Source organism: Rhodobacter sp. TJ_12 (genome assembly GCF_020023995.1).
GTDB lineage: Bacteria > Pseudomonadota > Alphaproteobacteria > Rhodobacterales > Rhodobacteraceae > Rhodobacter.
On sequence record NZ_NRRD01000002.1, the window covers coordinates 268,040 to 282,545 of the forward strand.

14 protein-coding genes are annotated in these 14,506 nt (G+C 62.6%); all 14 read left to right on the top strand.

What is annotated here, in order from left to right:
- Window position 1: 1 nt before the first annotated feature.
- Complete coding sequence (locus CKO11_RS03495; RefSeq protein ID WP_223632936.1) at window positions 2-877, top strand: amidohydrolase family protein; 876 nt, start codon at window positions 2-4, stop codon at window positions 875-877.
- Window positions 874-2,484, top strand: a complete 1,611-nt coding sequence (locus tag CKO11_RS03500; protein ID WP_223632940.1) for an acyl-CoA dehydrogenase family protein — start codon at window positions 874-876, stop codon at window positions 2,482-2,484. Before CKO11_RS03495 ends, CKO11_RS03500 begins: the two co-directional genes overlap by 4 nt.
- 283 nt (window positions 2,485-2,767) lie before the next feature.
- Window positions 2,768-6,556, top strand: coding sequence for a proton-conducting transporter membrane subunit (locus CKO11_RS03505; protein WP_223632943.1), 3,789 nt, complete (start codon window positions 2,768-2,770; stop codon window positions 6,554-6,556).
- The gene (locus CKO11_RS03510) at window positions 6,549-7,505 is read left to right on the top strand and encodes a respiratory chain complex I subunit 1 family protein (RefSeq protein WP_223632947.1); all 957 of its coding nucleotides are present in this window, start codon (window positions 6,549-6,551) and stop codon (window positions 7,503-7,505) included. Before CKO11_RS03505 ends, CKO11_RS03510 begins: the two co-directional genes overlap by 8 nt.
- A 12-nt stretch (window positions 7,506-7,517) precedes the next feature.
- A complete protein-coding gene (locus CKO11_RS03515) occupies window positions 7,518-7,970 on the top strand; it encodes an NADH-quinone oxidoreductase subunit B family protein (RefSeq protein WP_223632950.1) in 453 nt (150 codons plus the stop codon).
- Window positions 7,970-8,470, top strand: a complete 501-nt coding sequence (locus CKO11_RS03520) for a 4Fe-4S binding protein (RefSeq protein ID WP_223632953.1) — start codon at window positions 7,970-7,972, stop codon at window positions 8,468-8,470. Before CKO11_RS03515 ends, CKO11_RS03520 begins: the two co-directional genes overlap by 1 nt.
- Complete coding sequence (locus CKO11_RS03525) at window positions 8,467-8,982, top strand: NADH-quinone oxidoreductase subunit C (protein WP_223632955.1); 516 nt, start codon at window positions 8,467-8,469, stop codon at window positions 8,980-8,982. Before CKO11_RS03520 ends, CKO11_RS03525 begins: the two co-directional genes overlap by 4 nt.
- A complete protein-coding gene (locus CKO11_RS03530; RefSeq protein WP_223632958.1) occupies window positions 8,982-10,067 on the top strand; it encodes a nickel-dependent hydrogenase large subunit in 1,086 nt (361 codons plus the stop codon). Before CKO11_RS03525 ends, CKO11_RS03530 begins: the two co-directional genes overlap by 1 nt.
- 196 nt (window positions 10,068-10,263) lie before the next feature.
- The gene (locus CKO11_RS03535) at window positions 10,264-10,605 is read left to right on the top strand and encodes a hydrogenase maturation nickel metallochaperone HypA (RefSeq protein ID WP_223632961.1); all 342 of its coding nucleotides are present in this window, start codon (window positions 10,264-10,266) and stop codon (window positions 10,603-10,605) included.
- Window positions 10,606-10,636: 31 nt separating this feature from the next.
- Window positions 10,637-11,215: a 4Fe-4S dicluster domain-containing protein gene (locus CKO11_RS03540; RefSeq protein ID WP_223632964.1), complete on the top strand. Its 579-nt coding sequence runs from the start codon at window positions 10,637-10,639 to the stop codon at window positions 11,213-11,215.
- 16 nt (window positions 11,216-11,231) lie between these two features.
- Entirely contained in the window at window positions 11,232-13,199 is a 1,968-nt protein-coding gene (gene cooS, locus CKO11_RS03545) for an anaerobic carbon-monoxide dehydrogenase catalytic subunit (protein WP_223632968.1), read from the top strand.
- Complete coding sequence (locus CKO11_RS03550; protein WP_223632969.1) at window positions 13,199-13,978, top strand: AAA family ATPase; 780 nt, start codon at window positions 13,199-13,201, stop codon at window positions 13,976-13,978. The genes cooS and CKO11_RS03550 overlap by 1 nt, the downstream gene beginning before the upstream one ends.
- A 3-nt stretch (window positions 13,979-13,981) precedes the next feature.
- A complete protein-coding gene (locus tag CKO11_RS03555; RefSeq protein WP_223632972.1) occupies window positions 13,982-14,191 on the top strand; it encodes a CooT family nickel-binding protein in 210 nt (69 codons plus the stop codon).
- A complete protein-coding gene (locus tag CKO11_RS03560; protein WP_223632975.1) occupies window positions 14,188-14,478 on the top strand; it encodes a hypothetical protein in 291 nt (96 codons plus the stop codon). Before CKO11_RS03555 ends, CKO11_RS03560 begins: the two co-directional genes overlap by 4 nt.
- Window positions 14,479-14,506: the final 28 nt, after the last annotated feature.

Here is a 14,506-nt window from a genome sequence, read left to right on the forward strand (position 1 = left end):
CATGCTTGATTTTACCAATCTCCGCGCGATCGACTTTCATACCCATGCCGAAGAGCCCTGTGGTTGCCACGATGATGACGGCTATGACGATCTACAATCTTCGATGGCGCAATACTTTGGTGCCCCTTGGACCCATCCGCCCACGATCCCGCAAACCGCCGCGCATTACCGCGCGCAAAACATCGCCGCGGTGATCTTTCCCGTCGATGCCGAACGCGAGACGGGCTATCGGCGGTATCGCAATGAAGAGGTGGCCGAACTCGCGGCAGAGCATTCTGACGTGCTGATCCCCTTTGCCTCGATTGACCCGCATAAGGGCAAGCTTGGCGCGCGCGAGGCCCGGCGTTTGGTGGATGAATTCGGCGTGCAGGGCTTCAAATTCCATCCTACGATGCAGGGCTTCTTTCCCAATGATCGCATGGCCTATCCGCTTTACGAAGCGATTGCCGAAACCGGCAAGCCCGCGCTGTTCCATACCGGGCAGACCGGCGTTGGTTCGGGGATGCGCGGCGGCAACGGGATGCGGCTGAAATATTCCAACCCGATGTATATCGACGATGTGGCGGTCGATTTTCCCGATATGCCAATCATCTTGGCGCATCCCTCTTTCCCTTGGCAGGAAGAGGCGCTCTCGGTCGCCACCCATAAGCCCAATGTCTGGATCGATCTTTCGGGTTGGTCGCCCAAGTATTTCCCTGAAATTCTTGTGCGGTATGCCAACACGCTTTTGAAAGATCGGATGCTGTTTGGCTCTGACTGGCCGATGATCGCGCCGGAAAAATGGCTGGATGCCTTTGAAAAGGCGGGCTTTCGCGATGAGGTGCGGCCCCGCATTCTCAAAGATAATGCGCTCAAACTACTGGGGGCCGCGCCATGACCGCTTTTGCAGCCCCGGTGGAAGATATTCTTTTCGCGTTCGAGGTGGCGGGCGCACCGCAATTGCCCGATTGGGATGGCGATCTTGCGCAAGCTGTGCTCGATCATTTTGCCGCCTTTGCGCAAGGCGAAATCGCGCCGCTTGATGCGCCCGGCGATGCGCAGGGCTGCCAGTTGGAAGCGGGACAGGTGCGCATGCCTGATGGGTTTGGCCATGCCTATGCCAATTACGTGGACCAAGGCTGGCACGCGCTGTCTTTGCCCGAGGCGCTGGGCGGGCAGGATGCGCCCGCGCCCCTTAGCGGCGCTGTGTCAGAGATTTTTGCCGGCGCCTGTCATGCGCTGGAAATGGTGACGGGTCTGGTGCCGGGGGCCGCGCGCGTGTTGCTCCGCTTCGGCTCAAAGGCGCAACAGGCCAAGCATTTGCCCGATCTTGCCTCGGGCGCAGCGCTGGCGACGATGTGTCTGACCGAGCCCGGCGCAGGCTCAGACCTTTCGGCCATCCGCACCCGTGCGAAGCGGGTGGGGGAGGAATGGCGGATCACCGGGGAAAAGATTTTCATCTCGGGCGGCGGGCAGGATATGTCTGACAGCATCCTGCATCTGCTCTTGGCCCGCACCGGCCCGGTCGCGGCGGGGGTAAAGGGATTGTCGCTGTTTCTTGCGCGCTCTGGCGGGGCCTTTGGGGCGAATGGGGTCACGGTGGCCCGGCTTGAGGAAAAGCTTGGCCTGCATGCTTCCCCCACCTGTCACATGGTATTTGACAACACAGCGGCGGAGTTGATCGGGGACGAGGGCGCAGGGCTTACCGCCATGTTCACGCTGATGAACCACGCGCGGCTGGATGTGGCCTTGCAAGGCGTGGCCCATGCGGCGCGGGCGCATCGGATCGCCTTGGCGCACGCGTTGGACCGTCAGCAGGGCCGCTGCCCCGATGGGCGCCCCGCGCGCTTGGTGGATCATGCCGATGTGCGCCGCATGTTGGACCGGCAAAGGGCGCTTGAACTGTCTAGCCGGGCCATGTGCCAATTGGCGTTGGTCGAAATGGCGCGTGGCACCCGGCCCGAATTGCTCGAATTCCTGACCCCGCTTGTCAAAATTACCGCGACCGAGGCCGGGATCGAGGCGGCGGATCTCGGGATCCAGATCCTTGGGGGCTATGGCTATTTGACCGAATATCGGGTGTCGCAAACCTGGCGCGATGCCCGGATTACCTCGATCTACGAAGGCGCGAACGGCGTGCATGCGGGCGCTTTGGCCGGGCGGTTGTTGCGCTGGAAAGGCGGCGCGGCGGCCACGGCTTTCGCTGAACTGGTGCGCGACTTGGCCCCAGATGCCCCCGATGTTGCGCAAGCGCTGGCGCAATGGCGGGAGATGCGCTCCGAATTGCTGATTGCGCCGGACCCGGGGGCAAAGGCGTGGGCGTTTGCCCATGTCTCTGCACGGGTGCTGACGACAGCCTTGTGGCATCGCATGGCCATGATGGCCGATCACGCGCCCGATCCCGCGGAAATCCGCCGTCTGGCAGCGCTGCATCTGCCCGCATCTGCCAACGGGGCGCGCGGGGCTGCGGTGCGCCAAGTCGCGCCATGTGGATCGCTGGGCTGAGATCGCGCCGAAAAGGGCGTGCACGCGCGACCAATCGGGTGGGCTGCAAGCGCAAGGGCGGCTGCCCGCCCTAGATGCCCCGATGAACCGCCCTCTCCCCCGGCCGCGCCGAGACCGCGCCCCTGACAAGCGGGCGCTGTCGGGCGATTGGCGCGGGGCAGGGGCCTCGTTCGATTTCGCCTGCACTGATTTGGCGAACTGTCACGCCCCTGACGGAACTTGCGGGGCAATGCGCCCATGATCGTCGCGACAGATACCTTTCTCGAACTTGGCGGGCGCGATGATGATTTCGATACCCCTTCTGGGCTGGCTTGGGCTGGCGCTCCTTTTGACGGGCGAAATCGTCGCCCTTTGGCAGATGCGCCATCTCTATCGGATGCTGCTGGCCTCGACCTTGGCGGAAATCGGCTATGCGATGCTCGCCTTTGGCATTGGCACGGCGGCAGGAGACGCCGGTGCGATCTTGCATCTGGTGTTTCAGGCGGTGATGCGGCTTTTGGTGCTATTGGCCGCGCGCCAACTTGTGCAGGCGGCGGGGTCAGACCGGCTTGAGGATTTGCGCGGCAGCCGCGCGCGCGCGCCCTTTGCCGCGCTGATGTTCGGTTTTGGCATGTTCTCGGCAATGGGGCTGTCGCCCTTTAAGGGGGCATTGTCGAAATTCGTCATTCTCTACAGCGCGATTGAGGCCGGAGATTGGCCGCTGGCGCTGGGCGGGACAGTGGCAAGCATCCTTGCCATCCTTTATTTCACCCGTGCGATTCAGGTGGTGTGTTTCACCGCCGCGCCTGGTGCGCTGCCAGCGGACGAACCGATCCGGTTCTGGCCCAAGGCCCTGCGCGATCTGCCGATCTTCTTGCTTGCGTTGGTGACCATCGCGCTGAGCCTCTTTCCCGAACCCTTCTTGCATTTCGCCACCCATCTGGCGGGGCTTGGCCCGCATGCGCTCCCGGAATTTGAAGGGGCGTGGAGCGCGGCGGTCTTGCTGCCCTATATCGGCGGGTTTGCGATCTACCTGATCGGGCGGCGCGCGGCGGGGCTGCGCGACATCGCGGCGGTGATCTTGGCGCTGGCCACCTTTGCCCTTGTTGCGGTCCGGCTCCAACCCGGCGACCTTGGCGATTTCTTCGCGCTGATCTTTGCCGGTATTGGTCTGGCTGTGACGCTTTATTCGGTGCGCTACATCGCCCACAGCCATGCCATCGGGCGCTACTGGTTCTTCCTGTTCTTGATGATCGGCTCGATGATCGGCGTCGCGACCGCAGAACATCTGGGCAATTTCTACGTGTTCTGGGAACTGATGACCTGGACCTCTTACCTCCTTGTGATCCATGAAGAGACCGACAAGGCACTGAAAGCCGGGGCAAAATATTTTTTCCTGTGCACCGGTGGCGCCTATGTGATGCATTTTGGCATTTTGCTTTTGCATGCCGAGCTTGGCACGTTCGATCTGGCGGAGATTGCCGTGCGGGTGCCGATGCTGTCGCCCGGTGTGGCGGCGGTGGTGCTTTGCACCTTTCTTGTGGGGCTGGGCGCCAAGGCGGGGCTTTTCCCGCTGCATTCCTGGCTGCCCGATGCCCACCCGGTTGCACCTTCTGCAATCTCGGCGCCGATGTCGGGGATTTTGACCAAAGCGGGGCTTTTGGGTCTGATCAAGATCCTGTTTGCGGTCTTTGGCACCACGGCGCTGGCGGGCTATGGCCATGTGTTTGGCCTCACCGGCCCCGGCGCAGTGCTGGTGGCCTTAGGGGGCATCACCTTCTTGATCGGGGAAATTCAAGCCTTCCGGCAGACCGATCTCAAGCGTCTTTTGGCCTATTCGACGCTGGCACAAGTGGGCGAGATCACCATGGTGATCGGCGTTGGCACCTCGCTGGCGCTGACCGGCGCGCTGATGCATGTGGGCAACCATGCGCTGATGAAAACGCTGCTTTTCTTGGCGGCGGGGGCCTTCATCCTGCGCCGGGGCGAACAAAGCCTCAGCGCGCTGGCGGGCATCGGTCGGGTGATGCCGGTCACCGCTGTCACGCTGGGCCTTGGGCTCTTGGCCATCATGGGGGTGCCGCCCTTTGGCGGCTTTGTCGGCAAATTCGTGATGATCCAAGCCGCGGTCGATGCGGGCCAGCCCGGCATTGCGGCGGTGATCTTGGCGGGCGGCGTGATCGCGGCGGCCTATTATGCGCGCATCCTGCGGGTCGTGTTCTTTGCCCCCTATGAAGGCCCACCGGTGACCGAGGCGCCGCTTTCCATGCGCCTTGTGCTGGTTGTGCTCGCCGCGCTTGTCACAATGAACGGTCTTTGGCCGCAGGGGCTTTTGGCACTGGTCACCCCGGTGGTCGCCACGCTTTCGGGCCCCTCTGGCCTTGCGCCGCTTGTGCTGCCGCCTGTGGTGATGGGCTGGAGCCTTGCCGCCGCCATTGCCTGCCTCGGGGCGCTGGCCGTCTATGCCGTCGGCCGCGCCGCGCCGCGCTATGCGGGCCACGCCGCCGTGGCGGTGATGGCGCTCGCGCTGGCCGCGATCCTTTTGCAGGCGGAGCGCTATGACCTGCTGTCCTTTTGGTTCGCGATCCTGATCGTCACGGTCGGCGCCGCGAATCTGCTGTATTCGGTCGGCTACATGGCGCATGGCCATGCGCAACCACGGTTCTTCCTGTTTTTCGTGATGATGATCGGCGGGCTGTTGGGCGTTACCGCCTCTGACAACCTGTTCAGCTTCTTCGCCTTTTGGGAGATCATGTCGAGCTGGACGCTTTATCTTGTCATCATCCACGAAGAAACGCGCAGCGCCCTGCGCGAGGGAACGAAATACTTCCTTTTCAACTTCGCGGGCGCCAGCTTGATGTTCCTGGGCGTTACCATGCTCGCCTCGGGCGCAGGCAGCTTTGATTTTGCCGCTCTGGCACCGGCGTTCGCCCACCCCAGCGGCTGGATGATTGCGGCTGCGGCGCTGACCTTGGCGGGGCTTTTGATGAAGGCCGCGCAACTGCCCGCGCGGATCGATTGGCAAATGCACCCGGCTCCGGCGCCGACCCCGGTCTCTGGCTATATCTCGGCGGTGCTTTTGAAGGTTGGCCCCTATGGCGTTTTGAAACTTTTTGCCGCGCTTGGGGGCGCCGCCGCCTTCGCCCGCATGGCCGAGGCCAGCTGGATGCCAAACCTGATGACGCTGACCGCCCTTATTGCGGCCATCACGCTGCTTTATGCTGGCGCGATGGCGGTGATCGAGACCGGGGTGAAAAGGATCCTGATCTGGTCCACCGTCAGCCAGCTTGGTTATGTGCTTTTGGGGCTTTCCATCGGCACCTCGCTTGGGGTTGCGGGGGGGCTGTTGCATGCGGTCAATCACATGCTGGTCAAGGATGTGCTGTTCCTTGTGGCGGGCTGCATTCTGGCGCAGGCCCATGTCGAAAGCCTGAATGATCTGGGCGGTCTGGGGCGGCGCATGCCCATCACCTTCACCCTGTTCCTGATCGCCGGGCTTTCGGTTGCGGGCATTCCGCCCTTGGGCGGCTTTGGGTCGAAATGGCTGATCTATCAGGCCGCGTTCCAGTCCGGCCATTACCTTTTGGGCCTTGCCGCGCTGATGTCGAGCCTGTTCACGCTCGCGGCGGTGCTGAAATTCGCCCATGCGGCCTTTATGGGCCAGCTTTCGCCCGCCGCCGCAGCAATGACCGAGCCGCCTTTGGTGATGCGCCTGCCGATGATGGCACTCTTGGGCGCTAGCCTTATCACTGGGGCCCTGCCGGGTCTGATCCTTGTGCCCATCGCCAAGGTGCAGACCGCGCTGGGGCTTGAGGCGGTGTCGGCAAGCTGGCTTGGCGGTTTGCCCGGCCCGCTGGGCTGGCACCCGCTGGCGCTCAGCCTGTGCCTTGGGGTCACCACGCTGGCCGCTTGGGGCTGGATGCAGCTTGCCCGTGGCGGACGCGCGCCAAGCCATATCCACGCCTGCGGCGTCACCACCATTCCCGATGCGGCGCTGCATGTGCCCGCCGCCGCCCTTTACGAAACGCCCGACCGGCTCTTACGCCGCGCGCTGCATGCCCGGCCTGCTCAGGAAAGCACGCATCATGACTGACACTTTTTCCCTTCTTTTCGCGGTGCTGATCTTCCCCGGAGGGCTGTTCGTGATCGCGCTGGGGCTGGCGCTGAAGGGCGTGGAGCGGCGCGCCATCGCGCGGTTGCAGCGCCGCATTGGCCCGCCGCTGGCCCAGCCAGTCTTCGACATGATCAAGCTGATGCAAAAACGCACGCTGATCCCAGATACGGCCAATGCGCTTGTATTCCTCGCCGCGCCTTTGCTCGCCGTGGCAAGCATGGCGGTGGCGGCGGCGCTCATCCCGGTGCCGGGGCTTTATGCGCCTGACCCACGGCTGGGCGATCTGATCGTGCTCTTTTACCTTATCACCGTGCCCGCAGTGGCCTTGATGCTTGCAGGCTCCTCTTCCGGCTCGCCCTTCGGCGCGATCGGCTTTTCGCGCGAAATGGCGATCATGCTGGCGTATGAGGGGCCGATCTTGCTGGCCATCACCGCTGTCGCGCTGCATGCGGGCGCCGAGATGGGCCAGCCCATCGCGCTGAGCCTAAGCGAAATCGTTGCTTGGCAGCGCGCGCATGGCGCCTTTTTGCTTGACCCTTGGATGTGGCCCGCCTTCGTCACCTATCTGACCTTCATCCCCGCCAATCTCGGCATCGTGCCTTTCGATATTCCCGAAGCGGAATCAGAAATCCTCGAAGGGCCGCTTGTCGAATATTCCGGCCCGCCGCTTGGCCTGATGAAACTGGCCTCGGCGATGAAGGCTGTCGTCGTCCTGGGCCTTGGCGTTGCGCTCTTTTTCCCCGCCGGGCCCGAGGGGCTCGCCGGTCTCGTTCTGTTCGCGCTCAAATGCCTTGGCCTTGTGCTGGCGGTTGCGGTGCTCAAGGCGGCGGTTGGGCGGATGCGCATCGATCAGGCGGTGGTCTTTTACCTGAAATGGCCCGAGGCGTTGGGGCTTTGCGGCCTCGCCCTTGCCATCTGGCATGCATGAGGAGCCAATGCCATGAACTTCCTGTCTAAAATCACCCCAAGGATCGTGGCGAAATCGCCTTGGCTCTACCGGATTAATGCGGGGTCGTGCAACGGCTGCGATGTGGAACTGGCCACCACCGCCTGTATCCCGCGCTATGATGTGGAACGGCTTGGCTGCCAATATTGCGGCAGCCCCAAACACGCCGATATCGTGCTGATCACCGGCCCGCTGACCGCGCGCGTCAAAGACAAGATGTTGCGCCTTTACGACGAAATCCCCGATCCCAAGGTCACGGTGGCCGTCGGGGTTTGCCCGATCTCGGGCGGCGTGTTCCGCGAAAGCTATGCGATCGAAGGGCCGATTGACCGCTACTTGCCGGTGGATGTGAACGTGCCCGGCTGCCCGCCGCGCCCGCAAGCGATCATCGAGGGCATCGCCCAGGCCATTGCGATCTGGCGCGCCCGGATCGGGGAGGCGGCATGATGGCATTTCTGAAAATCTTGCTCGACAACCTGCGCAAGGGCCCCGCGACCGAGGCCTTTCCCTTTGGCGAGGCGCCAACCCCGCCTGCCTATCGCGGCAAGGTGGCGTTTGATGCGGACACCTGCACCGGGTGCAAAATGTGCGAACACGTCTGCGCAGGCGGTGCGATCCGGTTCGCCGAGGATGACGACGGGCTGCATTTCCTGATCTGGCACAACACCTGCATTTCTTGTGGGTTGTGCGAATATTACTGCCCGACCAAGGCGATCACGCTGACGAACAATTGGCATCTCGCCCATCCGCAAAGCGAAAAATACACCCAAATCGACCACGGCACGGTTGCGCAATGCCGCTGCACCGAATGCGGCACCGCCTTCCTGCCTGCGATCCCCGCCCTGATGGATCTCGCCTATCGCGGGCAAAACGACCGAACCAAGGCGCTGGCCGGGATGTGCCCGGATTGCCGCCGTCGCGCCACCCTTTCAGGAGCCAGATCATGACCCCAAACCAAACCCTGCGCGATGCGCTTTTCGACCTTGCGCGTGAATTTCGTGGTGCGTTTTGCCTGCGGGAATCGCAAAGCGGCCTCTCGGGCTGGCTGACACTGGAGACGGCCGACGATTTGACCGCCGTGGCCACGGCGCTCAAGACTTTGGGCGCGCGGCTATCGATGGCCACGGCGATGGCCGCCTCGGAACGCGGGGCAGGCCGGGTGATCGCGTGGCATTTCGACATCGACGGGTCCACCGTAACGGTCAAGCTGACCGTGCCCGAGGGCGGCACCGTCGCCAGTTTGGTGCCGCTGTTTCGCAATGCCGACTGGCACGAGCGCGAATTCATGGAGCTTTACGATATCGCCGTCACCGGGCGCAGCGACAACCGCCGTTTGTTCTTGGATGAAAGCGTTTCGGGGCAGGTGATGGACCGGCTGATCCCACTGTCGGTGCTGTCGAATGCCGCCTCGACCAACATGCTGTTTGAAAAACTTATCACACGGCGCGAGGTGCTGTGATGCAAAGCTATGAAATTCCGGTCGGCCCGCTGCATGTCTCGCTGGAAGAGCCGATGTATTTCCGCATTTCGGTGGAAGGTGAAACCGTCACCGGGTTGGAGGTCACCGCAGGCCACGTTCATCGCGGCATCGAATATCTGACCACCAAGCGCAACATCTACCAAAACCTTGCGCTGACCGAGCGGGTTTGTTCGCTATGTTCCAACAGCCATCCGCAAACCTATTGTATGGCGCTGGAAGATATTGCGCAGATCGCAGTGCCCGAGCGCGCACTTTATCTGCGCGCCATTGCCGATGAGATCAAACGCGTCGCCTCGCATATGTTCAACGTGGCGATCTTGGCCCATATCGTCGGCTTTGAATCGCTGTTCATGCATGTCATGGAAGCGCGCGAAATCATGCAAGACACCAAGGAAACGGTGTTTGGCAATCGTATGGATATTGCCGCCAATGTGATCGGCGGGGTGAAATACGACATCAGCCGTGAGACCAGCGCCTATATCCTGCATCAGCTCGACCGGCTCGAACCGATCTTGCGCGAACAGATCCGCCCGATTTACGCGACCAACCGCTCGATCACCGCGCGCACCAAGGGAATTGGGGTAATCGGGCTCGATCATTGTATCGATTACGGGCTGATGGGGCCGGTGGCGCGCGGCGCGGGCCACGGCTATGATGTGCGGCTTGCCGCGCCCTATGGCATTTATCCGCAGCTGGATTTTGAAGCCGTCAGCTACCCCGATGGCGATGTCTGGTCGCGCGCCATGGTGCGCCTTGATGAGGCATTGGTGGCGATTTCCTTGATCCGGCAATGCCTTGCCAAATTGCCCGAAGGCCCGCTTTCTGTGGGGCCGCTGCCGCATATTCCTGCTGGCGAAGCCGTGGCCAAAACCGAGGCGCCGCGCGGCGAGCTGATCTATTACCTCAAGACCAATGGCACCGACACGCCTGAGCGGCTGAAATGGCGCGTGCCCAGTTACATGAACTGGGACGTGCTGCAGGTGATGATGGACCGCGCGCGGATTTCGGACATTCCGATGATCGTCAATTCCATCGACCCCTGCATCTCCTGTACCGAGCGCTGAACCACTCCTCGACCCCAGCGCTCCACCGGCCCCGCCCCCCGAAGGCGGGGCCGGTGTGTTTTCTGCTGCTCTCGGCTTGGTCTAGGCCTGATCTGGTCTGCCTCCCCGCGCCTTTTCACGTTTTTGTCAGGCAGAAGACAGATGCGCCGCCATGTCGGGCGTAGGGTTTTTCTATCAAGCCGGGGGGAGCCCGAACATGCATGAGATGGCGATCTGTTGCGCGCTTGTCGAAGCGGTCGGTGCCGAACTGGCGCGGCGCGGCGGTGGGCAGGTCGAGACCGTGCGGATGTCGATTGGGGCGCTGCAGGGCATCGAACCGGATCTGCTGATCTCGGCCTTTGCGCTTTTGTCCGAAGACACGGCCATGGCCGGGGCCGCGCTCGCCATCACCCGCCGCCCGGCCCGGTTGCAGTGCCGCACCTGCAAGGGAGAGCGCGCGGCAGACCGCCATTTTCACTGTGCAAGCTGCGGCGGCACGGAGGTCAGCCTGTTGCCCGGCAAGGGCATGACGCTGGACGAAATCATCTTGCGCCACTGAGGCGCGTCACAGGAAAGGGCGGAAACCGATCATGCCGCACATACCCGAAAACGCCATCATCCACACAGATCCAGACCGCTGTCTGGGGTGCCATTCCTGCGAGATCGCCTGTGCACTCGCGCATTCGGGCGGGCAAGATATCGTCTCGGCCACCGCCGGGCGGGTGCCGCTGCATCCGCGTAATATCGTTGTCTCCTTTGAAGGGGCGACGATGCCGATGCAATGCCGCCAATGCGAAGATGCGCCGTGCACGCAGGTCTGCCCGACCAATGCTTGCCGTCAAGCCGATGGCCAGATCGAAATCGTCGAGCAACATTGCATCGGCTGCAAATTATGCGTGATGGTCTGCCCGTTCGGGGCGATTTCAGTGCGCGCGCAGGCCGATGCGGCCCCCGATCCCGATGGGCTGACCAACCGCGGCGTCGCGCTGAAATGCGATCTGTGCAAATCCTGGCGCGCCGAAACCGGCAAAGAGGCACCCGCCTGCGTGGAAGCTTGCCCGACCAAGGCCATCGAACTGGTCGACATGGCAAAATATCGTGACGCGCTGCGCAAGGCGCGCGCCCGCGAACTGGCGCAATCCCATCGTTCCCTTCGTCTGAATTTCTGAAAAAGGAGGCTCACGCATGAGCTGCCTCGACTGTTCTCAATGTTCCACCGACCCCTGCGCGACCGAGATGCTGAAGATCGCGGAAGCCGAGGGGATCGGCACGGCCTGGAGCCGCGCCGCCGCACAAGAGCCGCAATGCGGTTTTGGCACCACCGGCCTGTGCTGCCGCATCTGCATGAAGGGGCCGTGCCGTATCGATCCGTTCGGCAACGGCCCGCAATATGGTATCTGTGGTGCCGACCGCGATACCATCGTGGCGCGCCATATGGTGCGGATGATGGCCTCGGGCGCGGCCGCGCATAGCGAGCATGGCCGCCATATCGCGCTGGCGCTTTTGCACCTGAGCAAGGGCGAGTTGAAAGATTACGAAATCCGCGATGTCGAGAAACTGCACGCCATTGCCGCGCGCCACAAGGTGGCGGTCGAGGGTCGTGAACTGAGCGAAATCGTGCGCGACCTGGCCGATCTGACGCTGTGGGATTTCCAAAACCAAGATTACAGCGCGCCGGTGAACTGGCTTGCCGCCTCGTTGCCCGCGCCGCGGCTGGAAAAACTCGGGAAATTGGGCCTTTTGCCGCATAATATCGATGCTTCGGTGGCGCAGTCGATGTCGCGCACCCATCTGGGCTGCGACGCCGATCCGACCAACCTGATCTTGGGTGGCTTGCGGGTGGCATTGGCCGATCTGGATGGCGAAATGCTGGCGACCGAACTTTCGGATGCGTTATTTGGCACGCCGACCCCCACCGTGACCCGCGCCAATCTTGGTGTGATCAAACGCGATGCCATCAATATCGCGGTCAATGGCCACAACCCGCTTTTGTCCGAGATCATCTGCGATATCGCTGCCGATATGGAAGACGAGGCAAAGGCCGTGGGCGCGACCGGGTTCAACGTCATCGGCGTGTGCTGCACCGGCAACGAGGTGATGGTGCGGCGCGGTATTCCGCTGGCCACCAACTACCTGTCGCAAGAACTGCCAATTCTGACCGGCGCGCTTGATGCGATGATCTTGGATGTGCAATGCATCATGCCCTCGCTGCCGCGGGTGGCCGAATGTTTCCACACGCAGATCATCACCACGGACAAACAAAACAAGATCGCCGGGGCCACGCATGTGGATTTTGAAGAACATCACGCCTCGGAAAACGCCAAGGAAATTCTGAAACTGGCGCTGAGCGCCTATAAACGGCGCGATCCGAAGCGGATCAACATTCCCAATCTGCAAAACGAGGCGATTGTTGGCTTCTCGACCGAGGCGATTGTGGCCGCGCTTGGTAAGGTGAATGCAGAAGATCCGCTGGCGCCGCTGGTCGACAATATCGTGGCCGGCAACATTCAAGGCGCGGTTCTGTTTGCAGGCTGCAACAACACCAAAACGCAGCAAGACAGCGCCTATCTGGAACTCGCCAAAGCCTTGGCCGCGCGCGATATTCTGGTGCTGGCCACGGGCTGCGCGGCGGGGGCCTATGCCAAAGCCGGCCTGATGACCCAAGAGGCCACGAACACCTATGCCGGGCCGGGGCTCAAGGCGGTGCTGACCGCCGTGGGCGAAGCCGCCGGGCTTGGCGGACCGCTGCCCTTGGTGCTGCATATGGGGTCTTGTGTCGATAACTCGCGGGCGGTTTCGCTTGCCACGGCGCTTGCCAACAAGCTGGGCAAGGACATCTCGGACCTGCCGATTGTTGCCTCGGCGCCCGAGGCGATGACCGAAAAAGCCGTGGTGATTGGCACTTGGGCGGTGACGTTGGGCCTGCCCACCCACCTTGGCACGATGCCGCCGGTGGCAGGCTCGCAGGTGGTGGCCGACCTTCTGACCACAACCGCCAAGGAACTCGTTGGCGGCTATATGATGGTCGAGACCGATCCGGCCCTTGCGGGTGAAAAGATCTTTGCCGCCATTCAGGAACGCCGCGCCGGGCTGGGCCTGCCCACCGCGACATGGGGGCCGAAAGCCCCGGCATCTGGGCTTGCGAGGATGTGATGAAGATTGCGGTGACCGGCAAAGGCGGTGTCGGAAAATCAACGGTGACGGGCCTTTTGGCCCGCGCCCTCGCCGCCGAGGGCTGGCAGGTGATGGCGATCGATGCCGATCCAGATGCCAATCTTGCTTCGGCGATTGGCTTGCCTGCGGATCGGCTTGCGGACCTCAAGCCGATCTCGAAGATGGTTGATCTGGCCAAGGAACGCACCGGCGCCGATGGCGCGGGCAACCATTTCATCTTGAACCCGAAAGTGGATGACATCCCCGATGGGTTCAGCGTCGACCATGCGGGGGTGAAGCTTTTGCGGATGGGCACGGTGGATCACGCGGGCACGGGCTGCGTGTGCCCCGAACATGCGCTGATCCGCACGCTGTTGCGCCACATTCTGACGCGGCGGCGCGAGGCGGTGCTGATCGATATGGAAGCGGGGATCGAGCATTTCGGGCGCGGCACGGTAGAAAATGTCGATCTTCTGGTGATCGTCGTGGAGCCGGGCAGCCGTAGCTTTCAGACGGCCACCCAGATCGAGACGCTGGCGCGCGAGCTTGGCATTGCCAACCTTGCCTTCGTAGCAAACAAGGTTGACAGCGCCGAAGACGAGGCCTTCGTGCTCGAGAACACGGCGGGGAGAGAACTCCTCGCCGTGTTTCCCCTCGACCCGCAGGTGCAGGCAGCAGACCGTCGAGGTCAGTCTTTCTATGACCATCCGGGCGGCCCCGCGCGGGCGGCAGAGCTGGCCTGCGCGCTGCAAAAACGGCTTGAAGTGCAGGGGGTATAAGCGATGTGTCTTGGAACCGTGATCTTGGCCGAAAGCGATCTCAGTCTCGCGCAAAAGCTCTCCGATGTGATCAGCGTCGAAGTCGCGCCGGGGCTGGTGCGGGTGCGCACCCTGTTTGACGAGACCCATGATCTGCATGGGGTGACCCTGTGCAGCATCGACCTGTCCAAAGGGGTTACGATCACCCTTGCCCATCAGGAGGATGCAGCATGACCCCGCAAGAAAAGGCTCGGGTGCGGCTGCGCCATTTCCTCGCCCATTGCGCCGAACACATGCAAGACCATGCCCGCGAGATCGAGGGACAGTATGCCCAGATCGGTGACCCGGAAATCTGTGGTCTGATGGAACGTGCGGTGGTGGAAATGGCGCGCGCCAATGCCGCGCTGGAGGTGGTGCTGGCGCGCCTTGATGACAGCCCCATAGCGCTGCGCGGGGGCAGTTACGCGCTGAACGACCCGGCTGCGGCGCCAAAAGCGCCCCCCGCCCGCACAGAGGCCTAAGCGTAATGCAGACCCGCCGCGCCCCCTT

Coding starts and splice junctions, on each gene's coding strand:
- CKO11_RS03495 (WP_223632936.1), top strand. CDS start 2: ATGCTTGATTTTACCAATCTCCGCGCGATCGACTTTCATACCCATGCC.
- CKO11_RS03500 (WP_223632940.1), top strand. CDS start 874: ATGACCGCTTTTGCAGCCCCGGTGGAAGATATTCTTTTCGCGTTCGAG.
- CKO11_RS03505 (WP_223632943.1), top strand. CDS start 2,768: ATGATTTCGATACCCCTTCTGGGCTGGCTTGGGCTGGCGCTCCTTTTG.
- CKO11_RS03510 (WP_223632947.1), top strand. CDS start 6,549: ATGACTGACACTTTTTCCCTTCTTTTCGCGGTGCTGATCTTCCCCGGA.
- CKO11_RS03515 (WP_223632950.1), top strand. CDS start 7,518: ATGAACTTCCTGTCTAAAATCACCCCAAGGATCGTGGCGAAATCGCCT.
- CKO11_RS03520 (WP_223632953.1), top strand. CDS start 7,970: ATGGCATTTCTGAAAATCTTGCTCGACAACCTGCGCAAGGGCCCCGCG.
- CKO11_RS03525 (WP_223632955.1), top strand. CDS start 8,467: ATGACCCCAAACCAAACCCTGCGCGATGCGCTTTTCGACCTTGCGCGT.
- CKO11_RS03530 (WP_223632958.1), top strand. CDS start 8,982: ATGCAAAGCTATGAAATTCCGGTCGGCCCGCTGCATGTCTCGCTGGAA.
- CKO11_RS03535 (WP_223632961.1), top strand. CDS start 10,264: ATGCATGAGATGGCGATCTGTTGCGCGCTTGTCGAAGCGGTCGGTGCC.
- CKO11_RS03540 (WP_223632964.1), top strand. CDS start 10,637: ATGCCGCACATACCCGAAAACGCCATCATCCACACAGATCCAGACCGC.
- cooS (WP_223632968.1), top strand. CDS start 11,232: ATGAGCTGCCTCGACTGTTCTCAATGTTCCACCGACCCCTGCGCGACC.
- CKO11_RS03550 (WP_223632969.1), top strand. CDS start 13,199: ATGAAGATTGCGGTGACCGGCAAAGGCGGTGTCGGAAAATCAACGGTG.
- CKO11_RS03555 (WP_223632972.1), top strand. CDS start 13,982: ATGTGTCTTGGAACCGTGATCTTGGCCGAAAGCGATCTCAGTCTCGCG.
- CKO11_RS03560 (WP_223632975.1), top strand. CDS start 14,188: ATGACCCCGCAAGAAAAGGCTCGGGTGCGGCTGCGCCATTTCCTCGCC.